Here is a 20,074-nt window from a genome sequence, read left to right as displayed (position 1 = left end):
GGTGCATCGATCGCCGCTCGCTCACGGGCGAACGCGGATGATCGTCTGCCCGCTGATCCGCTCGGCCGGGTTGAAGGCGGCGACGGCATCGTCGAGGGTCGCGACGGTGCCGATGTTCGTCCGCAGTCGTCCGTCCCGGACCCGCTGGACGATCTCACCCAGTTGGGCACGATCGGCCTCGACGACGAAGTCGATCGCCAAGCCGTCCGCGGGCCGCGCCTCGGGCGGTCCGGCGATGGTCACCAGCGTTCCTCCGGCGCGAACCAGGCATGCGGATCGCTTCTGGATGTCGCCGCCGATGACGTCGAAGACGAGATCGACATCGCCGACGTCTTCCAGCGCGTCGTTCTCAAGGTCGACGAACTCCATCGCGCCGAAGTCGAGCGCCTTCTGACGGTCGGCCGCGCGCCCGGTGCCGATGACGTAGGCGCCGAACTCACGTGCAAGCTGCGCCACCATCGACCCGACTGAGCCGGCCGCGCCGTGCACGAGCACACGCTGCCCCGCCTGTAGACGGCCGTGCTCGAACAGTCCCTGCCATGCGGTCAGACCCGGCATCGGCAGGCTGGCGCCGACCGTGAAGTCGACGTCGCCTGGCAGCGGCGCGAGGTTGCGTCCCTCGATCGTCACATACTCCGCCAGCCCGCCGTCGCGATACGAGTCCGTGAGACCGAACACCCGCTGTCCCACCGACAGCCCCGTCGTGCCGTAGCCGAGGGCGGTGACCACTCCGGCCAGCTCCTGCCCGGGGATCGACGGTGTGCGGTCACGGTCGAGGCGATCGGTCCAGGTCGAGGGCCACGTCAGCTCGCCCGAGGTGAATCCCGACGCGTGAATCTCAACGACGACGTCGTTTATCGCCGGCCGCGGCTCGGGCCGCTCCACCAGCGTCACCCCGGCCGTTCCCGCAGCCTGGTCAGTCACGACAATTGCCTTCATCCGGCACCCTCCCTGTTCTGCGTTCTCACCTGCACGGCAGCCGGTCACGAGAACGTTCCTGCCGCAGCCGCGCTCGTCGTCCTCTACCGGCGGGATCCGCGACGGATCGACGTCGTCGCGGGGGCGCCCGCACAAGCCACGTGAGCGCGAAGCCATCCTTCAAGGCTAGCCGAGTGGGTCATCGATACCCAACTCGGATGATGTACTGGTCCCACCGACTTGCGGTGCTGTGTCGCTCTTTCAGCGTCGCCTGGCGACAGCAGCGGCAGTAAGGGTCGGTAGGATATGGGTATAAGCAGCCCATTTTGCTTCGCAATCACGCAGGGAGTTCCCGGCAGTACGACAGGTATCCACCAATCCCCGCTTCGGAGGTATCAATGTCATCTCAGGTCGAGCCAGCCGAAGTCGCCGAAAGCCGCACCGCCACGGACTGGGGCCTGGACCAGTGGGCGGACCGGATTCTCGAGCAGGCCGGCGTCGGAGTCACCATCCTGGACCGCCACGGAACGGTGATGTATTACAACCAGTGGGCTTCGGAGCACCTCGACCGGAAGCCCGAACACATCGGAAACGACGTCCGCAAGCGGCATCGCCGAGCGGTGACCAATCCCCGTTTCGACGCCATGCTCCGGCTTTTCGAGGAGGGCCGCGACGAGCCGGTGCGCTACGTCGCCAGGCCCTACGGAAAAACCACGATCCTGGTCACGGTCTCACCGATCCGGGTCAACGGCGAACTGGTCGGCTTCTCTCAGTTCGTACTTCTCAAGGACGAGGTACAGGAGCTCTGCGCGCGGTTCGACGAGTCGGGACGCGAATCCTTCGAGCGAGAAATGCTGCCTGACGGTCTGCCGACCGCCTGAGAGCATGCCGACGTCCGACGCGGGCGTTCGGGTCCAGACGGCGGTCGCGACGTCGATACGCTGCGTCACATGGCCCGCGCCGCGTCATCGAGCTCGCGGTTGACCGTGAAGGGTCGTGCGACGCGTGCTCGGATCGTCGACGTGGCGGCTCGGCTGATGTACGAGAACGGCGCCGCGAACACGAGCCTCGAGGACGTCCGCAAGGCCGCGAAGGCCAGTGGCTCGCAGATGTCGCACTATTTCGCCGACAAGCGGAGCCTCATCCGTGCCGTGATCGCCCACCAGGCCGACGCCGTCATGGCCGACCACCACGACCCGGCCGTCGGGAATCTGGACAGCGTCGCGGCGCTGCGCGCGTGGGCGCAGCGGATCGTCGAGCAGCAACGCGCGCAGAATTTCGAGGGGGGCTGCCGGCTCGGATCGCTCGCCGCCGAGCTGGTGGAGTCAGACGCCGAGTTACAAGCGGACTTCGCAGCCGGCTTTGAGCGCTGGGAATCCTTGTTGCGTCGAGGCTTGCTGACGATGCAACAGCGCGGCGACCTCCGTCCCGACGCGGACCCTGACGCGCTCGCCTACTCGCTGCTCGCTGCTGCGCAGGGCGGGTACCTCCTCACGCAGGCGCATCGAGACGCGCGCGCTCTCGAAGCCTCGCTCGGTGCGGCAATCGACCACATCGAATTGCTTGCCATCGATGCCAGCGAGCGATCTCCCGGATCACGGGATCAGTCCGAGATCGGCTAAGCCGGCGACCAGGCCCGAGACGCGACTCTCGCCGACCGGGGCTCAGGAGGCCGTCGTCGGCGACCTCCTGCTGTTTGAGGCGTTTCTCGATCTTGCTCCTCCTTCGGAGTACCGAGAGGACCGGCCAGCCTTCGTCTTGGCTTTCAAGCGCCAACTCGAGCTCGGAGGGATCGAATTGGCGGGCGGAGGTCGAGGCGACCCGCAGCTTTCAAGCGGCTCGTGATCACACGATCTGGGCCGGGACATTCGAGTGCTACGACGAGGCATAGACCAGGGACGCGCGTAGCGAGCCCAGCGCTCAGCCGCGGACCCGTCATCAGTCGCCCAGGGCTGGCGTAACGCGCAGATGGGTCTCGCCAGTGGCGTGCCCGTGCGGCACTGTCGTCTGCTCCTCTTGCGGCATACTCGCAGGGAGCAGAAGGAGCGTGTCGACGTGGACAGGCTGCCGCATTTGCCGCAGTCCGGGACCGAGCTGGAGGAGTTCTTCGACCTGTCGGTCGACCTGCTGTGCATCGTCGGCTTTGACGGCTTCTTCAAGCGCGTGAACGCGTCGCTCGAGCGCACGCTGGGATATCCGAAGGCCGAGCTCTTCTCGCGGTCGGTCTTCGACATCACGCACCCGGACGACGTGCAGCCGTCGCTCGACGCGCTGGCGCAGCTCGGGGAGGGCCACGATGTGGTCGGGTTCGAGTCGCGCGTCGTGTGCGCCGACGGTTCGGTGCGGTGGCTTGAGTGGAACACGCGGACGATGCCGGAGCGGGGGGTCGTGTACGGCGTCGCAAGAGACACGACCGAGCGCCGGCGCACCGAGGCCCAGCTGCGCGAGGCGCAGCGCTTGCTCGAAGCAAGTCGCGACGAACTGCGCGTGCTCGCCGAGGAGCAGGCCGCGCTGCGGCGGGTGGCCACGCTGGTCGCTCGTGAGACCTCGCCCGACGCCGTGTTCGCCGCGGTGGGGCGCGAGGTCGGCGAGGTACTCGGCGTGGACGCTACGCACCTGGGACGCTACGACACAGACGGCACGGTCGTCAGCGTCGCGCAGTGGGGCAGCCACGCGGGCGTCCGGGTCGGGGCACGATTTCCGCTCGAGGGCGACAGCGTGTCGGCACGGGTGCTGCGGACTGGGCAAGCGGCACGCATGGAGAGCTACGAGGACGCGCCCGGCGTCATCGCGGCCACGATCCGGCAGATCGGGATCCGCTTCTCCGTGGGCGTCCCGATCTCCGTGGAGGGCCGGCCGTGGGGCGTGATGATCGCCACCTCGAAGGGGCCGAACCCGTTCCCTGCCGAGACCGAGTCGCGCCTCCAGCACTTCACCGAGCTCGTCGCGACCGCGATCTCGAACGCCGAGGCGCGCACAGAGCTTGCCGCCTCGCGTGCCCGCCTGGTGGCCGCTGCCGACCAGGAGCGCCGGCGCGTCGTGCGCGACCTACACGACGGTGCCCAGCAGCGCATGGTGCACACGGTGATCACGCTCAAGCTCGCGCAGAGCGAGCTGCAGGACCAGGAGGGCCGAGCGTCAGAGCTGGTGAAGGAGGCCCTCGGATACGCCCAGGGCGCCAGCGCCGAGATACGCGAGCTCGCCCACGGCATCCTCCCCGGCGTTCTCACACGCGGCGGGTTGCCGGCGGCAATCCGCTCGCTGGCCTCACGGATGACCGTTCCGGTCGAGATCGATGTCTCCACGCCCCGTCTGCCCGAACAGATCGAGGCCACCGCCTACTTCGTCGTGGCCGAGGCGCTGACCAACGTCGCAAAACACGCCTGCGCGCAGCACGCGACGGTCACGAGTCGGGTGGACAACGGCGCGCTGCGCATCGAGGTGCGCGACGACGGCGGGGGCGGGGCGCGGACCGAAGGCGGCGGACTGATCGGGCTGCGCGACCGGGTGGCGACGCTCGAGGGCACGCTGACCGTCGACAGCCCGCCCGGCGGCGGCACAGTCGTGACCGCGACGATCCCACCGCCCGCGCGCGCTTGAGAAGGGCTCCGTGTCCCGCACACACCGACACGAGCCTCGGCATGTCGCTGACCCGGCTCGGCGACTGCTGCCTTCATACAAAGCACCATCCTGCGTCCGATCCCAAGCCAGAGTCACGAGTCCGTCGAGAAGCGGCACATTCGCGCCGGTTTGGCACCTGCTCGGCTGATGCCAGAGCGTCGTGTCATCGAACGCACAATGGTCAAACTGCGGCTTCGACCAAGCTAGACCGAAATCGGTTCCGGGTTCGGCGCCGGTCGGCGCGGGTTGGCGCCCTCGATCGCCCGTACGCCGGGGACGAACAGGGCAGCGAGGGTTACGGCGGCGCCGAGCAGACCGGCCCCGATCAGGGTCGCTTGGGCGCCGACGGCTCCGCTGACCGGCCCGGTGAGGGCGAACGAGAGTGGCAGGAGGCCGATGGAGATGAGCCAGTCGAGGCTCGAGACACGACCGAGCATGGCGGCGGGGACGTGGCGTTGCTTGGCCGTCATCCAGACGATGGTGCCGGCGGTCTCGAGGGAGTTGAACACCGCGCTCGCGAGCATGAGATGCCAGACGGTGGTGCCGAGCCCGTAGCCGGCGACCGCAAGGGTGGCGATCACCCAGACGAGGTACATGAAGGTCATATTCCGGCGCGGCAGTCCGCGGTGGGCCAGGGCGACGGCGACCGCGACCGAGGCAAGGCCGCCGGCGGCGAACACGAGCCCGAGGTCCGTCGCGCTGCCGCCTAGATCGTGCTTGACGACGTAGGGCACGAGGACCTCCACGGGTCCCATGAACAGCAGGTACGCGACGGCCGCGCTGGCGAACGTGGCCCAGAGCCAGGACCGCCCGCGCACGAAGCGCCAGCCCTCACGAAGATCGACGAGCATCGACGATGCTGCGCCGCCGGCCGAGCGCGCGGGCGCCCGCATCAGCACCAGCGCCGCCGCGGAGACGGCGAAGGACGCGGCGTCGAGTGCGAACGCGGCTCCGGCGCCGAGGACGCCGACAAGGATTCCCCCCAACGCGGGGCCTGCCATGCGTAGCGCGATCGGGCGGACCAGCTGATCCAGAGCGTTGGCCTGGGCGAGTTGGCGCTCGGGGAGGAGCTCTGGGACGATCGCGTCAAAGGCGGGAGCGAAGAACGCTTGCCCGGTGCCGTAGACGGCGACGACGATGATCACGTGCCAGATCTCGAGCATGCCGGTGAGCGACAGAACCGCGAGCGCGCCAACGGCGACAAAGCGCGCGGCATCGGCGGCGATCATCACGCGGCGGCGATCGAAGCGGTCGCTGGCCACGCCCCCGATGACCAGGAAGACGATCGTCGGGACGGTCATGGCGATGCCGACCATGCCCATCGCGGTCGGTGCGTCGGTGAGGGCGTAGACCTGCCATGCGAGGGCGACGATGAAGGCGCCGTCGCCGAGCAGCGAGACGCACATGCCGAGCCACAGCAGCCGGAACTCGCGGTGGCGCAGGGGAGCCAGCAGGCCGTGCCGCGCGACCCCGCCGACGCGGTCAAGGGACTCGTAACTATGGTGCACTGGCGAGCCGGGACGGCGTTCGGGCCAGGAACGCGAGCGATGCCTCGGCGTCCATCGGCCGCGCGAAGAGGAAGCCCTGTCCCAAGCCGCACCCGAGGTCGTGGAGCGCGTCCCACTGCTCGGCGAGCTCGATGCCCTCGGCGACCACCTCGAGCCCCAGCGTGGCCCCCAGGCCGACGACCGCCGTGGCGAGGCTGCGGACGTCGGGCGAGGACCCTTCGCTCAAGAACGAGCGGTCCATTTTGAGGATGTCGACAGGGAACCGGCTCAGGTAGCTCAGTGATGAGTAGCCCGTGCCGAAATCGTCGAGGGCCAGGCCGACGCCGAGGGCCTTGAGGTCGCGCAGACGCCCGACGGCGAGGTCGGTGTCGTCCATCAGCACCGATTCCGTGATCTCGAGAACCAGGCGCTCCGGCGCAAGCCCGGACTCGGCCAGGGCGTCACGGACGTCGGCCACGATGTCTGAGTGCTGGATCTGCTTGAGCGACAGGTTGATGCTCATGCGCGGCGCCGCACCCTGACTTGCAGTCACGAGACGGCGGGCGTGCCGACAGCCCTCGCGCAGCACCCAACGGCCGATCGGGACGACTAGCCCGGTCTCCTCGGCGATCGGGATGAACTCCGTGGGCGACACCATGCCTCGCTCGGGGTGATGCCAGCGCAGCAGCGCCTCGAAGCCCGAGACGGACCCGTCCGCCAGGTGCACGATCGGCTGGTAATGCAGCTCGAGCTGGTCGGTGGCGATCGCGCGCTGCAGGTCGGTGCGCAACTCCAGACGCGCGAGGACGCCCTCGTGCATCGCCGGCTCGAAGAGGCGATAGCCGCCCTTGCCGCGCTTGGCGATGTACATCGCGGCATCGGCGTCCCGGATCAGCTCATCGGCATTGCGGGGATCGCCGACGGTGGCCACCGAGATACCGAGGCTGCCGCGCAGGGTGATCTCGCGATGGCCCGCCCGGATCGGCCGGGCCAGCATCTCCAGGATCCGCTGCGCCGTATCGGCTGCCTCGTGGCTGCCGGCAACGTCCTCGAGCAAAATGGCGAACTCGTCGCCGCCGAACCGGGCCGCGGTGTCCGCGCCGCGGGTGTTGGCGTCGAGACGGCGCGCGACCTCGACGAGCACCTCGTCGCCGGCCGCGTGACCGAGCGAGTCATTGATCGTCTTGAAATCGTCGAGATCCAGGAAGATCACCGCGAGGCTGAGACCCTCACGGCGGTTACGCGCGATCGCGTGACGGACCCGCTCGGAGAACATCGCGCGGTTGGCCAGGCCGGTGACCGTGTCATGGAACGCCTGGTGCGTCAGCTCGGCCTCGAAGACTTTGCGTTCGCTCACGTCACGGGCGTTGAGCAAGATTCCGCCGACGTGCTCGTCGTGGATGAGATTCGTCAACAGGATCTCAAAATGCGCGGTGCTGCCGTCCTCGTGCACCAGGGCGCAATCGATCGGCTGGACGTCCTCACCGGCCGTGGCCGCGGCGATGAGCCCCGCGAGGCGGGCGCGGTCGCCGGGGGCGACGAGCCGGTCGAAACGCTGCCCGACCATGGCCTCGGCGTTATAGCCCAGGATGCGCTCGATCGACGGGCTCTGATAGGTGACGGTGGTGTCGGGATCGATCACCGTGATCAGGTCGCTGGCGTGGCGTACGAGCGAGCCGAAGCGGGCCTCGCCGCGGCGGCGGTGCACCTCCTCGTTGAGGACGGCGCTGTCGAGCGCGAGCGCGACCTGCGTGGCCAAGGCGCGCGCCGCGGCGTGCTCGGACTTGGAGGCGACGGCGTCGCCCGTGATGATCAGGACGGCCGGCTGCGCCCGTCGGGGGGCAAGCGGCACGACGAGGACACGGTGGTGACCAGCGGGAAGGCCCGCCGCCAGGACCTCGGCGTCGCTCAAGCGCTCGGCCCCGCCGCCCGCGGCCGCCGCGGCGGCAAGCCCTGCGCTGTCAACGCTCTCTCCCGGGGCGAGGTCCCAGCCGTCAGACGAGGCGGCGATCCACAGGTTCCCCTGGGCGTCGGGCACACAAAGCGCGGCGGCGGACCCGCGAGACGCCAGTGCGCTGGCAGCGGTGACGGCGACGCGGTCGATCTCCTCTCGGCTGGTAGCCGCGACGAGTTCTGCTCCCGCTCCACTGAGGACGCGCTCACGTTCGAGCGAACGCTCCTGCTGGCGGACGAGCCCGGCCATCCGCAGCACCACGAGCCCGAAGAGCAGGATCGATGCGGAGCGGACGACGACAAAGTCGAGGTCGCCGGCGTGCAGGTCGTGGATGATGCCGATCACCGGCGCCACGAGCGACGCGCAGGTAAGAAGCCCGAGCCGGAACTGCGTGAGGACGACCTCGCGTCCCGGGACGGGCTGCTCGAGCCGCGCCATCGACGGGTGCAGACCGCCGGCGCCCCAGAGCAGGTAGGACCCGATCCAGCCGGCGTCGAGCCAGAGTTGATGATCGTAGAGGCCGTAGAGCGTCAGCAGCCCGTAGGCGAAATCGGTCACGAGCAGCAGGCTGATGCTGGCCGTCAGCAGGTAGAACGCGGGTTCTCGCCGGCCCGCGTCGAGCGCCAGACGAAGCGCGGCGCCGATCAGGATCACATCCCCGAGCGGGTAGGCAACCGACACGAGCTTGGCCGTGACCGACAGCCCGTCCTGGTGCAGATACGGCGCCATCAACGCGATCCAGGAGGGCAACGCGAGCCCGACGGTGAGGATCAGCCCGTCGATCAGGCCGCTGCGGTCCCGGCCGCCGCTGCGCCGCCGGACCAGCAGCATCAGACCGGCCATCATCACCGGGTACATCAGCACGTAGAGACCGTCGCCCGGCGACGGAAACGGCACCTCGGCCCCGAGCAGGTGCGGGTAGCTGTACGTATATAGGTCGCCGAGCCAGAACAGCGCCGAGCCGGCGGCCAGCAACAGCCACGGCAGGCGCGACGCCGGTCGATGCAGGCGGACTCCGACGAGAATGGCGACCACCGGCGAGAGCCCGACCAGGTTCATCACCGGTCCGTTGCCCTTCAGCGGCGGCGCGAACAGGTAGACGGCACACACCAGCGCCCCGACGAGAAGGTAGGCGCCCCAGAGAGGAAGCGGCGGCCTCCCGCCTCCGGGGCGGGCGGAGGTCATGCGGCGCTCTCGAGCGCCCCGGCCGCAACGCGGGCACTGCGCAGCTCGCCGCGATCGACGAGATCCTCCAGCGCCAGAATCAGCCGGTCGACCTCCTCGACGGTGTTGGCGGCGGTGAGCTGGACGCGGAAACCGACCTCGTCCCTGGGCACAAGCGGATAGGCCGCGAGCGTGACATAGATGCCGCGCTCGAACAGGAAGCGTCCCACGGCGTCGATCTGCGTGTGATCGCGGAGCGGGATCTCGATGATCGGCAGCCCCGACCGGTTCGGGGTCTCGACATCGAGCCGGCGAAGGGCGTCGAGGACTCGGGCGGTGAGCGCGTACAGGTCAGCGCGCAACGCGTCGCCGCGGCGCTCGTTGACGTCGAAGCCGGAGAGCACCGTCGCCAGCGACGCGACCGGTGACGGCCCCGAATACAGGTATGGCGCCGCCGCCACCTTGAGCAGCTGCTTGACCTCGGTCGGGCACGCGATGAAGGCGAGCAGCGAGGAGTAGGCCTTCGAGAAGCCACCGACCAGCACGATGCCGTCGTAGGTCTCCCCGGCATGGCGGATCACGCTGTTGCCGCGCATTCCGTAGGGGGAGGACTCGTCGCTCGTCCGCTCGCCGATCACGCCGAACCCGTGGGCGTCATCGACATAGAGGAGCGCGCCGTGGCGACGCGCCACCTCGGCAAAGGCCGGAAGGTCGGGAGCGTTTCCGGTCATGCTGTTCACACCGTCCATGCAGACAAGGCGCGTCGGGTCGGCCTCGGCACCGAGCAGCTCGTCCAGGTGGGCGGGATCCTCGAAGCGGAACCGGCGGACCGCGGCACCTCGCGCTCGCGCGACCTGGCAACCGTCGTAGACGGTCTTATGCGCCCGCGAGTCGAGAAAGATCGTCCCGGAGGCCGCCAGCAGCGGGATCACCGACATGTGGATGTGCGTGATCGTCGGCAGCACCAGTGAGTCCTCGCTGCCGAGCAACGCCGTGAGGCGGTCCTCGATGTCCTCGTAGAGGACCGGACTCCCGAGCAGGCGCGACCAGCTGGGATGTGTCCCCCACGCGTCGAGATAGGCCGGGATGGCCTCGATGATCTCGCGGTCGAGGTCGAAACCGAGGTAGTTGCAGGACGCGAAATCGGCCAACCAATGACCGCCGACCCTGATCATGCGTCCGTCGACCTCGTCGATGACCGCGTCCATCATCGGATGCGTGGCCCGCAACACCGACAAGTCGCGGCAGGTCTCGAGCCAATGCTCAAGCCACGGACCACGTGCAGTCGTGGTGACGGGCGTGCGCGGGAAGCCAAGGGTGCCGAGGTCGGAGTTCACAATCCCTTGATCGGTCACGAGACACTGACCTTGAACTCAGAGCCACGGCCACGCGCGCGAACTCCTTGGCGGCAAGCGGCGGCCGCGGCTTCCCAAGAGCTCGACGAGTGGGTGCGTGAGGCTGGGGACGCGGCCGCGAGCAACGCCGTCCAGGGCCCCGAGCCATTGCTCGAGCATGCGGACTCCTAGCTCACCCCGTGTCCCGCCGGCGGGACCGTTCGCGCCCTAGCAGCGCGTGCTGCTCGGCGAAGGACGGACACCGAGCTGCGCGATAGCCTTCGCGCGTGCCGGAGCCGGTGCGCGTCGTGCTGTGTATGAACGTCAGGAACGAGGCGCGCATCATCGAGCGCTGTCTCGACAGCGCTCTGCCGATCGCCGACGGCTGGGTGATCTGCGACACCGGCTCGACCGATGCGACGGTGGAGATCGTGCACAGCGTGACGGCGCGGTGGGCCAAGCCGGGCCGGATGGTGCACCACCCGTGGCGCAACTTCGGCTTCAACCGCACACTGTCGGCGCAGGAGGCGCGGGCGTGGGCCGACGCGTGCGGCTGGCCGCGCGGGCGCACCTACCTGCTGCTGCTCGACGCCGACATGATCCTCGAGACGACACCGGAGTTCGACAAACAGGCGCTCGACGCCGCGTACTACCAGCTGGTGCAGGACACCGGGGCGCTCTCGTATCTCAACACGCGGCTCGCGTGCCTGTCGCACGAATGGCACGCGGTGGGTGCGACCCACGAGTACTGGCAGGCCGACGGCGGCGAACTGGGCGAGCGACTCGACACGTTGCGCATCCGCGACGCGGGCGACGGCGGCAGCAAGGACCATAAGCTGATGCGCGACTATCGATTGCTCAAGCAGGAACTGGCGCGCGACCCCGGCAATCCGCGCCACACGTTCTATCTGGCGCAGACGTACTTCGACGCGGGGCGCTTCGTCGAGGCGGCGCAGTGGTACGCCCGGCGCTGGGCGCTGGACGGCTGGGAGGAGGAGCGCTGGTTCGCACGCTACATGCAGGGCGTCGCGCTGCTGTGCTGCGGCGATGCGCTGCGCGGTGCCGGCGTGCTGCTGGAGGCCTTCGATGCGCGGCCGAGCCGCGCCGAGCCGCTGTGGGTGCTGGCCCGCCACCACCGGGAGAACGGCCGCCATCACGCGGCGCTGATGCTGGCTCAGCAGGCGCTGCGGATTCCGTTTCCCACCGAGGACGAACTCTTCGTCGAGACCGAGGTCTACGCGTACAAGGTGTCCGAGGAGATCATGATCAGCGCGTGGTACGTCCCGGGCCACCACGAGCTCGGCTTCGCCGCGTGCGAGCGCCTGCTGCTGCGCCGCGGCCACGACGACGAGTTCTACAACTACGTCAGGTCCAACGAGTCGTTCTACCAAGCGCCGATCCCTCGCCTCAGTGCCGGGTCCATAGACGTCGATCCAGTGCTGCTCAACGGTGCCGACGGAAACTCCACAGGCACGAACCCGACGGTCGTGCGGATCGGCGAGCGTGTGGTCTTCAACGTGCGGCTGGTCAACCATGAGCAGGAAGGCGGCCGCCGCTACATGCCGACCGACGACGGCGTGTTCCGCAGCCGCAATGCGACCGTCGAGTGGGATCCGCGGACGGGCACATGTGGTCCGGCGCGCGAGAGCGCGGGGGTGCCCGCGGACTGGCCGACCGCCACCAACAAGCTCGGCCTCGAGAACATGCGCTGGACGCTGCACGCCGGCCGCGTGTGGTTCACCGCCGCGACCCACCAGAGCCCGCTCGCACCCGATCGCTGCCACAGCGTGCTCGGCCGGATGAACGAGACACTCGACGGCATCGATCATCTGGTGCCGCTGCAGCGCGACGAGCTGCGGGATGCCGAGAAGAACTGGCTGCCGTGGTCGCGCGACGGCGACCTGTTCGTCGTCTACGGCTACGACCCGTTCGAGGTGCGCAAAGTGGACGAGGTCAGCGGCGCGACGGAGCTCGTTCAGCGTTGCCCGCCGGCGATCCATGCCGCGGGATTTCGCGGCTCCGCGCCGCCGGTGCCGATTCCCGACCGCGCCGGCCGCTGGCTGCTGCTCACGCACGACGTGGCCACTCGACCCCAGGGCAACGCCTACGCCCATCGCTTCGTCGAGATCGACGAGCGCGACGGGATCGTGGCGTTCAGCCGGCCGTTCCACTTCGATCACGTGGGCATCGAGTACGCGGCCGGGCTCTGCGATCTGGGCGACGGCCGGCTCTTGCTGAGCTACGGCCACGAGGATCGCGAGGCGCGCTGGCTCACGCTGGAGTGGAGCACCGCGCTTGAGCGACTGCTGCCGGTGTCGACTCTGACGATCCAGGGCGCCGATGGCCGCTTCGCGTAGTGACGGACCCCGACATGGCGTCGTCCGCTCGGCCGGTGCATACCGGCTGATCGTGCGCTCGATCGGCACCGCCGACGCGGCGATCGTGCACTCGCTACGACCGCTACGTGTGGGGAGCGATGCCGAGCTGGCGGCGCTGATCTATCGCGCGCCGTCGGAGCTGCTCGCTGACGTCGATCACGACACCGGATCGAAGCTGGTCGACGTGTTGCGCGCCGCCGGCCTCGAGGTCGAGCTCGTCGACGCCGACGAGGCCTTCGAGGCCGGCGTCGGCGACCTCGAGGTCGCACTGGCGGTGCAGCGCTTCGACAACATGCTCGGCATCGTCGAAGTCGTGATGCTGGTGCTCGGCGTCGATCACGCGGCGGCGATGAAGATGGTCAGCGCGAGCCCGGCGGTGCTCCTCGGCGCCGTGTCTCAGGCGACGGCGGACGCCCTCGCCCGGCGCTTTGCGCCGCTCGGGGCCGAGATCGACGCGTCGCGGCACGCCTCGGCGGTGTTCGACCTTGCGGCCGAGGCCGACGACGACACGACCACGCGCGTGCTCGCGAAGTTGCTGCCCGACGCGAACCGCTCGCGTTTCGGCGCGGACGGCGGGGTGTTCCACGCGTCGGGGCTCGATGCCGCCGCCGCGCAGTCGCTGTGGAGCGAGCTGTCGCGCACCGCGGCCAAGGTGCGGGTGATCAACCGAGACTTCCAGCGCTTCGACGTACGGCTCGAGGCCGCTCCCGCAACGCCGGCGACGATCGGGCTGCTGACCGCGACCACCTCGATGTCAGAAGAGCGCGCGCAGCGGGCCCTGATGCGCGTGCCGTTCGTGCTCGCCGAGAACGTCCGTGGCCCGCGGATGGTCGAACTGCTGGAGGCCGTGCGCACCTCTGGCGGTCGGGCCAGCGCGTCGTTGCTCGCGCTCGCGAGCTTCGGGCTCGCGCTCAAGCCGGGAGGCGACCGAACAGCCGCACGCCCCTGGGTCGAGGCGATCGCGGGCACGACCGCCGCGAGCGAATTCTCGGTGCCCGACTGCCACGCCCTGTCCGGTCCCCTGACCAAGACGCAGGCTCGATGGTTGCAGCACGAGCTGCGCAAGCACGGCATCGCCTCGCACCTGGTCGAACGATGAGCCTCGATAGTGCGCGGGCACATCTCTCGATCGCCGAGACGGGCAAACGGGCGGCGTTGCGCGGCGATCACACCACCGCGCTCGGGCACTACCGCGAGGCGATGCACCTGGCGGTGAGCTCCGGCGCGCCCGAAGTGTTCTTCCGCCACTACCTCGAGGCGACCATGGAGTCGCTCGAATTGATGAACGATTTCGGCAGCGTGATCGAGTACTGCGAGCGAGCGGTCGAGCACTATCGCGAGCATCCGCCGGCACATCCCGTGGCCTGGCTCGATCTGGCGTCGATCCACCAGCGTCACGGCTGCGTGTTGCTCAAGCAGGGAGACGTGGGTCCGGCTCGCGTCGCCTTCGAGCAGGCGATCGACATCGCAGCACGCGCACCCGCACACCTGCCGCTCGCGGAAGCGCTCGGCGGCTGGCTGCGACGTGGGCTCTTCGTAAGCCCCGAGCGAATGCTTGCGGAGCAACGCCGCTACAGGTACTTTTGCGTGCGGCCCGAGACCGTCGAACAAGATCCTGGGACGCCGTAAGGCGAATGTCAGCGTGCGAACGGAGGTATCCGTGCCGGACACTCAGCTTGGCCAGGCACTGCTCGACGTCCCGATGGGTGACATCGTCGAGCGCATGGCGCGAGCCATCGCCAACGCGCAACGTTCGCTCGACGTGTTGAGCATCGAGACGGCGATGGAGCTCGGCTTCAACACGCTCGATCTGCACGATGCAAGCGGTGCCGTGATCACCCGCTCGCTGCTCGAATTGGGCTTTCTGCCGACGTTCTATTCATTCACCGAGACCACCATCGACGTCTCGGTCGCGCTGTCGATCCGCACCAGCGAGGACTTCAACGTCGGCGGCACGATCAGCTTCGGCACCCCGATCGGCGGCAGTGGCGGCACCGGCGGCACCGGCGGCACCGGCGGCATCGGCGGCATCGGCGGCACCGGCACGCGACCGGTGGGCGGCAGCGGCCCGGCTGGCCCCGCTGGGCCCGCTGGGTCGCCATCGAGCGCCGCGTCGCTGGGCACCTCAGTCCTCGGCGGTGCCCTCGCCGGCGCGGCGAATTCGACGATGTTCGGTGTCACACTCCACGCCGACTACACCCGCCGCTACGCATTCGACAGCAGCGCGGCGTCGAAGGTGTCGACCAAGCTGGTGGCGGTACCGGGGCCGCCCGCATTCCTACAAGCGCTGCGGACGAATTTCGGCATCGGTAGCGGTCACTAGCCCGCCATGCCGACCAGCGTCACGACCGCGCTGCAGGAAGCACCGCTGCCCGAGCTCGTCCAGAAGCTCGGCGTGGCGATTTCGCAGGCCCAGCTCGCGATGGACAAGAACTCCGTGGCGATCGCGCAGCTCTTGGCCGACAGCGAGCAAGGCATCGACTTCGGCCAGGGTGCACGCTCGCTGCTCGAGCTGGGCTTCACGCCGACGTTCTTTCAGATCACCGAGGCGGTGATCGAGGCCCGCGTCGCGTTCAGCTCGAGTGAGACCACTGAGTGGGGCGTCGCCGCATCGATCGGAGTCGCCGTGTACTTCGTCGCCGCCTCCGTGAATGCGCACTACTCGAGTCGATACTCGTTCGACGCGAGCGGATCGAGCTCGATACGCGCGACGTTCGTCGCCGTGCCCCCGCCTTCGATCTTCAACGAAGTTCTGCGCTCGACCCTTCCTCAACGCACCTGATATCGGGCAGATAGCGAGGACATATGGCCATTGGACAGGACCTGCTGAATGTCCCGATGGGGGACATGATCCGGCAGATGGCGTTCGCCATCGCCGATGCTCAGCTTCAGCTCGACGAATCGAGCCTGCGCGTCGCCGAGATGATGAGCGGCACCCGGAGGGAACGCAACGACAGCGGCGTAGCGACCGGCGCAGTAACCGATACCCGCGTTACGTTCGACGGCGAACAGGTCAGCATGATCGAGCTCGGCTTCACGCCGACCTTCTATCACTTCGTCGACACCATCATCGAGGTGAAGATCGCGATCAAGATCAGCTCTGAGATTGCGTCGTCGACGACGATCAAGGGCGAGCAGAAGACTCAACGGCTCGTCTTCGGCAACGGGCGGATCGACTATTCGGTGACCACCACGCCCGTCGATGCGACCTACAGCTCGAAGTACAACTACACCGCCGAGGGGTCCAGCCTGCTGCGCACCAAGCTCACCCCGGTGCCCCCGCCCACGATCCTCGAGGAGCGGATTCGCCGTCTCATCGAGCCCGCCACGCCATAAGGCGAAAGGAGGATCACCATGGCCATCGGTCAGGAACTGTTGAATGTGCCCTTCGGCGAGATGGTGTCGAGTCTTGGGCAGGCGATCTCGCAGGCCCAGCTGCAGCTCGATACCACCTCGATGAGGATCGCCCAGATCATGGCGGGCGAGGGCTACGACGTGCCGGACGCCGACGGCGACGGAACCCACGAGGAGCATCTGCTCGTCAAGTTCGGCGAAGACGAGCTGTCGATGCTCGAGCTCGGCTTCACGCCGTCCTTCTATCACTTCGTCGACACCATCATCGAGGTGAAGATCTCGATCACGATGTCGACCGAGATCTCGTCGTCGCTGAGCACCTTCAGCGGCAGCTTCAACAGCTACTTCGCACTGTTCGCGGCGGGTGCGAGTTGTAGCTCGGTCAGCGCCTCGTACGCGAACAAGTACAACTACAGCGCCGAGGGCTCGAGCCTCATCCGAACCAAGATCGCGCCGGTGCCGCCGCCGTCGATCCTCGAGCAGCGCATCAAGGCGCTGATCGCGGCGAGGACCTGATCGATGGCGGACGCCTACATCGGCTGGGAAGAGCTCGACGAGCCTGAGGTGTCCGCGGTCGCGGTGCCGAGCAACGAACGGCTGGCGATGTTGCTCACCGAGCGGGCACGGCTCGAGCGCGAGCTCAACCGGCTGCTCGGTCGCGAGCCGGCCTCCGACGACGAGATGCGGGAGAACGCCCGCTTCCCGATGCCGATCCACACCGCCGAATCCCGGATGGAAGATCGTCGGCTCGCGCTCGAGGAGCAGCGTGCGCGCGCGGCCGTCAAGCGAGCCCTCGAGCGTGTGCGGCTGCAGTCGCGCGACGAGGCGCGGCGCATCGATCAGAAGCGGCTGCAGGAGCGCGCGGCGATCCAGCGCGACGCGCTGCAGCAGGCCGAGGCGCGCAGGCGGCAGGAGTCCCGCGAGGCCGCCGGGCGCGCGCGTCGGGTCGCGGAGGGCATCCGAGGGCGCTGGGCGGCGCAGCGCCGGGCCGCGCTACGGGCCAGCGAGGCCGCGCGACGAGCCGAGTGGACGCTGTTCGACGAACGCAGCGAGCGCTTGCGCGGGCTCGCCGCGGAGGCGTCGAACGCCCGCCGGCGTGAGGAACGGGAGGTCCAGGCGCACCTCGATCGGCGCGCCGAGAACGGTCGTCAGCGGCGTTCGACGGCAGCGAGGATTGATTGATGCCTGACGCGACGGACGCGTTCTCGACGATCGACGACTTCCTGCTCAGCCTGGCCGAGGGCGTCTCGTACGCGCAGGCCGAGCTCGCGCGCGCGGGTGTCTCCGGGCCGCCAGGCGCTCAGGTGCTCTATCAGCTCCCGCGCGTCGAGTTCGAACTGAAGATGAACCTCACGGTCGTGCAGGATCAGGGGCTCTCGCAGCGCTACCGCTACCTGCGGGCGGCCCGGCCCAACGACAAGCACCTGCTGTTCAAGCCGCTGACCACCGAAGAGGCGAGCTCCACCCTCGAGATCGCGGCGACAGTGAAGGGTGCGTTCGTCGCGGTGCCCGCGAACAACGGCCTGCCGGCACCGATGATGCGCACCCTGATCGACCCGAGCGATCCGCGGGCGCCGACCGTGCGCGTCACGGTGAGCAACGCCGCCGGTGAGGCGATGTCCGGGGTCGAGGTACAGCTCAATGTCGATCGCGAGGAGAGCGTCGCGCTCAACCAGGCCGTAGGCGTCGGCTTCGCGGTCGCTGCCGGCACCGCCTTCGATGAGGGCGTGCTGGTCACCGACGCCGGCGGCACCGCGCAGACCGTGCTGCGCATCGCCGCGGGCCAGGCCAAAGGGCTGCTGGTGATCGCCATCGACGCGCTGTCGCAGACCGATGCGATCGTGTACGAGGTGACGGCATGAGAATCGTCGCGCGCATCATCACGATGGGCGGTGAGCCGGTCTCCGGCGTCAAGGTCGAGGTGGTCACGGTCGATGGCTCGCTGGCCCCAGGTGTCGTCAAGAGCGGCAGGCTCACGCTCTCCTTCGACGAGACGCTGCCGGCGGCGTGGGGGCTAGCGCTTGACGGACAGCCGGTGCTCGCCTTCCCGGTCAAGGCCAGCGCCGACGCCATCGATCTCGGCGAGATCGTGACGTCGCCGGACGGATGGCGGGTGCCCGCGTTCCATGCGCCGGAAGGGCGCGTATTCGGCCTGCCGCGGGCGCTGACGGAGCTGAAGCCCCAGCCCGTCGAGGAGCCGCCCGTCGAGGAGCTGCCTGTCGAGGAGCAACCACACGAGACCACGATCGACTTCGCGAAGGCGGTGCCGCTGCGGGTGCTGCTCGACAGCAGCACGAAGCAGCTTGGAGGCGTGGCGACGGCCGCCGATCGGCTCCAGCTCACCGGCGCCACCGTGACCGTGCGTGGCCTGCCGTCGGGCTCTGGCAGCGACTTCAGCCTGTCGTTTCCCGAGGCCGACCTGGCAAAGAACGTCAACGGGCTGTCCGAGCTGTCGTTCGCGCTGCGCCCAGACCGAGCGGGGCGGATCGACACGCCGGTCACGCCGGAGACCACGAACCCGCTGCCCGACCTCACCGGGTACACCCGCGATCTCGCGGCGCGCAAGCTCGCCGCGGCCGGGCTTGCGGTCACCGTCGCCAGTGAGGTGGTGACCGAACCACGCGCGGTCGGCCGGGTGGTTCGGCAGACGCCGGCGGCCGGTCGTCCCGGCGATCCCGAGGTGCCCGTCCAGATCTTCATCGGCAAAGCCGCAGGAGTTTCGTGATGGCAATCGACGACGAGCTACTCGACGTCCTCTCCGCGCCACTCGGCGATCTGATCGCCTCGGTGGGACACGGTGTCGCCGATGCGCAGCGCGCGCTCGACTCGGCATCGATGGCGGCGCTGCGTGAGATCTACGGCAGCGACGAGGACCTCTTCCGCGAGCTGCAGGCGATCGGCTACCGGCCCGTCTGGTACCACATCCCCGAAGCCGAGGGCGATATTCAGATCGCGCTCAGCGTGAGCGGCATCGAGACCACGACGCCGAGCGCGGAGATCCTCCCGCGACGTGCGAAGCTCAAGCTGTACGCCGCGCCGGTCGATGCCAGCTATACGTCGCGTTACAACTTCTCGCTCACCGCGTCGAGCCGGTTGAAGTTCCGCGTCGTGCCGGTGCCGCCGAGTTCCGCCGCCGAGGCGATCCGCGTCGTGCCGTCGCTGGTGGGCCTGCAGCTCGGGGAGGCGCGTGCGCGACTGTCGTTGCTCGGCATCGCCACGGCCCGTACCGACGCTGAGAGCACCGCGGTGGTGAAGTCGCAAACGCCCGCGCCCGGCACGATCCTCGGTCCCGAAGGGACTGTCGAGGTGACGACCGCGTGAGCGGCCAGATGCAGCTCGGCGAGATCGCAGCGAGCGTTGGCGCCCAGCTCGCATCAGCCGACGCCGCGTTGCAGACCCGCGCGAGCCGGATGCGGCTCGCCGGGCTCGCGCTGCGCCTGCAGGGCGCCGCGGTGGTGCTGGACGGCGCCGTCGGCCTCGACTTCGACACCGCGGCCGGCGGGAGCGCGGTGGATCTGCACTACGACGGCAGCGGCGGCAACGTCGATGCCGGTGCACCTGTGGTGGTGCCCGACGTACGCGGCTACACGCACGCATTCGCGAAGCGCAAGCTGCAGGCCGTGGGGCTCGGCGTCGCGACGATCGCCACGGGCGGCCGCGGCGGCCGGGTGAGCGAGCAACGGCCGCCGGCCGGCACTCAGGCGCTCTCCGGCACGCTCGTGCAGCTCGTGCTGCGATGAGTGATGCCTGTCTCCTTGGCTCGACATCGGCTGCCGGCTCGCGGCTCCCTTGACCGTTCCCTCCAGCCGCGCGATCTTCGACCTCGGTGGCCTCAACCAGTCCTGGACCTTCCGGCGGAGACAG

General features: G+C 68.9%; 19 protein-coding genes. 15 read left to right on the top strand and 4 right to left on the bottom strand.

The window, feature by feature from the left end:
* Nucleotides 1–21: 21 nt before the first annotated feature.
* A complete protein-coding gene (locus tag OM076_RS35950) occupies nt 22–939 on the bottom strand; it encodes an NADP-dependent oxidoreductase (RefSeq protein ID WP_372518123.1) in 918 nt (305 codons plus the stop codon).
* A 377-nt stretch (nt 940–1,316) separates the two neighbouring features.
* Between OM076_RS35950 and OM076_RS35945 the strand changes: the two genes are divergently transcribed.
* From OM076_RS35945 to OM076_RS35935, 3 genes are all read left to right on the top strand, one after another.
* Nucleotides 1,317–1,799 carry a PAS domain-containing protein gene (locus tag OM076_RS35945; RefSeq protein ID WP_270045001.1) on the top strand — a complete coding sequence of 161 codons (483 nt, stop codon included), beginning with the start codon at nt 1,317–1,319 and terminating at the stop codon, nt 1,797–1,799.
* A 69-nt stretch (nt 1,800–1,868) separates the two neighbouring features.
* Complete coding sequence (locus OM076_RS35940; RefSeq protein WP_270045000.1) at nt 1,869–2,540, top strand: TetR/AcrR family transcriptional regulator; 672 nt, start codon at nt 1,869–1,871, stop codon at nt 2,538–2,540.
* A 433-nt stretch (nt 2,541–2,973) separates the two neighbouring features.
* The gene (locus tag OM076_RS35935) at nt 2,974–4,518 is read left to right on the top strand and encodes a sensor histidine kinase (protein WP_270044999.1); all 1,545 of its coding nucleotides are present in this window, start codon (nt 2,974–2,976) and stop codon (nt 4,516–4,518) included.
* 224 nt (nt 4,519–4,742) lie between these two features.
* Here the strand turns inward: OM076_RS35935 and OM076_RS35930 are convergent, their stop codons facing one another.
* The 3 genes from OM076_RS35930 to OM076_RS35920 form a co-directional block, all read right to left on the bottom strand.
* A complete protein-coding gene (locus OM076_RS35930) occupies nt 4,743–6,047 on the bottom strand; it encodes an MFS transporter (protein WP_270044998.1) in 1,305 nt (434 codons plus the stop codon).
* Nucleotides 6,037–9,090: a putative bifunctional diguanylate cyclase/phosphodiesterase gene (locus tag OM076_RS35925; protein ID WP_270044997.1), complete on the bottom strand. Its 3,054-nt coding sequence runs from the start codon at nt 9,088–9,090 to the stop codon at nt 6,037–6,039. The genes OM076_RS35930 and OM076_RS35925 overlap by 11 nt, the downstream gene beginning before the upstream one ends.
* Before the next feature lie 71 nt (nt 9,091–9,161).
* Nucleotides 9,162–10,481: an aminotransferase class I/II-fold pyridoxal phosphate-dependent enzyme gene (locus OM076_RS35920; RefSeq protein WP_270044996.1), complete on the bottom strand. Its 1,320-nt coding sequence runs from the start codon at nt 10,479–10,481 to the stop codon at nt 9,162–9,164.
* 284 nt (nt 10,482–10,765) lie between these two features.
* Here OM076_RS35920 and OM076_RS35915 point away from each other — a divergent pair, with 284 nt between their 5' ends.
* Genes OM076_RS35915 through OM076_RS35860 form a run of 12 tightly spaced genes read left to right on the top strand, consistent with a single transcriptional unit; the run spans nt 10,766 to nt 19,950 of the window.
* A complete protein-coding gene (locus OM076_RS35915) occupies nt 10,766–12,835 on the top strand; it encodes a tetratricopeptide repeat protein (RefSeq protein ID WP_270044995.1) in 2,070 nt (689 codons plus the stop codon).
* A complete protein-coding gene (locus OM076_RS35910) occupies nt 12,819–13,955 on the top strand; it encodes a hypothetical protein (RefSeq protein ID WP_270044994.1) in 1,137 nt (378 codons plus the stop codon). Before OM076_RS35915 ends, OM076_RS35910 begins: the two co-directional genes overlap by 17 nt.
* Nucleotides 13,952–14,485: a hypothetical protein gene (locus OM076_RS35905; RefSeq protein WP_270044993.1), complete on the top strand. Its 534-nt coding sequence runs from the start codon at nt 13,952–13,954 to the stop codon at nt 14,483–14,485. The genes OM076_RS35910 and OM076_RS35905 overlap by 4 nt, the downstream gene beginning before the upstream one ends.
* Before the next feature lie 31 nt (nt 14,486–14,516).
* On the top strand, nt 14,517–15,179 hold the full coding sequence (locus OM076_RS35900) for a hypothetical protein (RefSeq protein WP_270044992.1): 663 nt from the start codon (nt 14,517–14,519) through the stop codon (nt 15,177–15,179).
* A gap of 6 nt (nt 15,180–15,185) precedes the next feature.
* On the top strand, nt 15,186–15,638 hold the full coding sequence (locus tag OM076_RS35895; protein WP_270044991.1) for a hypothetical protein: 453 nt from the start codon (nt 15,186–15,188) through the stop codon (nt 15,636–15,638).
* Nucleotides 15,639–15,661: 23 nt separating this feature from the next.
* Nucleotides 15,662–16,192, top strand: a complete 531-nt coding sequence (locus OM076_RS35890) for a hypothetical protein (protein ID WP_270044990.1) — start codon at nt 15,662–15,664, stop codon at nt 16,190–16,192.
* Between the two features lie 18 nt (nt 16,193–16,210).
* A complete protein-coding gene (locus OM076_RS35885; protein WP_270044989.1) occupies nt 16,211–16,726 on the top strand; it encodes a hypothetical protein in 516 nt (171 codons plus the stop codon).
* 3 nt (nt 16,727–16,729) lie between these two features.
* Complete coding sequence (locus OM076_RS35880) at nt 16,730–17,392, top strand: hypothetical protein (protein ID WP_270044988.1); 663 nt, start codon at nt 16,730–16,732, stop codon at nt 17,390–17,392.
* The gene (locus OM076_RS35875; protein WP_270044987.1) at nt 17,392–18,072 is read left to right on the top strand and encodes a hypothetical protein; all 681 of its coding nucleotides are present in this window, start codon (nt 17,392–17,394) and stop codon (nt 18,070–18,072) included. The genes OM076_RS35880 and OM076_RS35875 overlap by 1 nt, the downstream gene beginning before the upstream one ends.
* Nucleotides 18,069–18,935, top strand: a complete 867-nt coding sequence (locus OM076_RS35870; protein ID WP_270044986.1) for a PASTA domain-containing protein — start codon at nt 18,069–18,071, stop codon at nt 18,933–18,935. The genes OM076_RS35875 and OM076_RS35870 overlap by 4 nt, the downstream gene beginning before the upstream one ends.
* Nucleotides 18,935–19,531 carry a PASTA domain-containing protein gene (locus OM076_RS35865; protein ID WP_270044985.1) on the top strand — a complete coding sequence of 199 codons (597 nt, stop codon included), beginning with the start codon at nt 18,935–18,937 and terminating at the stop codon, nt 19,529–19,531. Before OM076_RS35870 ends, OM076_RS35865 begins: the two co-directional genes overlap by 1 nt.
* On the top strand, nt 19,528–19,950 hold the full coding sequence (locus OM076_RS35860; RefSeq protein ID WP_270044984.1) for a PASTA domain-containing protein: 423 nt from the start codon (nt 19,528–19,530) through the stop codon (nt 19,948–19,950). Before OM076_RS35865 ends, OM076_RS35860 begins: the two co-directional genes overlap by 4 nt.
* Nucleotides 19,951–20,074 lie beyond the last annotated feature (124 nt).

The organism is Solirubrobacter ginsenosidimutans (assembly GCF_027587205.1).
This window is presented reverse-complemented; position numbering and strand designations above follow the sequence as displayed.

Coding starts and splice junctions, on each gene's coding strand:
- OM076_RS35910 (WP_270044994.1), top strand. CDS start 12,819: ATGGCCGCTTCGCGTAGTGACGGACCCCGACATGGCGTCGTCCGCTCG.
- OM076_RS35885 (WP_270044989.1), top strand. CDS start 16,211: ATGGCCATCGGTCAGGAACTGTTGAATGTGCCCTTCGGCGAGATGGTG.
- OM076_RS35940 (WP_270045000.1), top strand. CDS start 1,869: ATGGCCCGCGCCGCGTCATCGAGCTCGCGGTTGACCGTGAAGGGTCGT.
- OM076_RS35895 (WP_270044991.1), top strand. CDS start 15,186: ATGCCGACCAGCGTCACGACCGCGCTGCAGGAAGCACCGCTGCCCGAG.
- OM076_RS35945 (WP_270045001.1), top strand. CDS start 1,317: ATGTCATCTCAGGTCGAGCCAGCCGAAGTCGCCGAAAGCCGCACCGCC.
- OM076_RS35865 (WP_270044985.1), top strand. CDS start 18,935: ATGGCAATCGACGACGAGCTACTCGACGTCCTCTCCGCGCCACTCGGC.
- OM076_RS35890 (WP_270044990.1), top strand. CDS start 15,662: ATGGCCATTGGACAGGACCTGCTGAATGTCCCGATGGGGGACATGATC.
- OM076_RS35880 (WP_270044988.1), top strand. CDS start 16,730: ATGGCGGACGCCTACATCGGCTGGGAAGAGCTCGACGAGCCTGAGGTG.
- OM076_RS35875 (WP_270044987.1), top strand. CDS start 17,392: ATGCCTGACGCGACGGACGCGTTCTCGACGATCGACGACTTCCTGCTC.
- OM076_RS35870 (WP_270044986.1), top strand. CDS start 18,069: ATGAGAATCGTCGCGCGCATCATCACGATGGGCGGTGAGCCGGTCTCC.
- OM076_RS35905 (WP_270044993.1), top strand. CDS start 13,952: ATGAGCCTCGATAGTGCGCGGGCACATCTCTCGATCGCCGAGACGGGC.
- OM076_RS35950 (WP_372518123.1), bottom strand. CDS start 939: ATGAAGGCAATTGTCGTGACTGACCAGGCTGCGGGAACGGCCGGGGTG.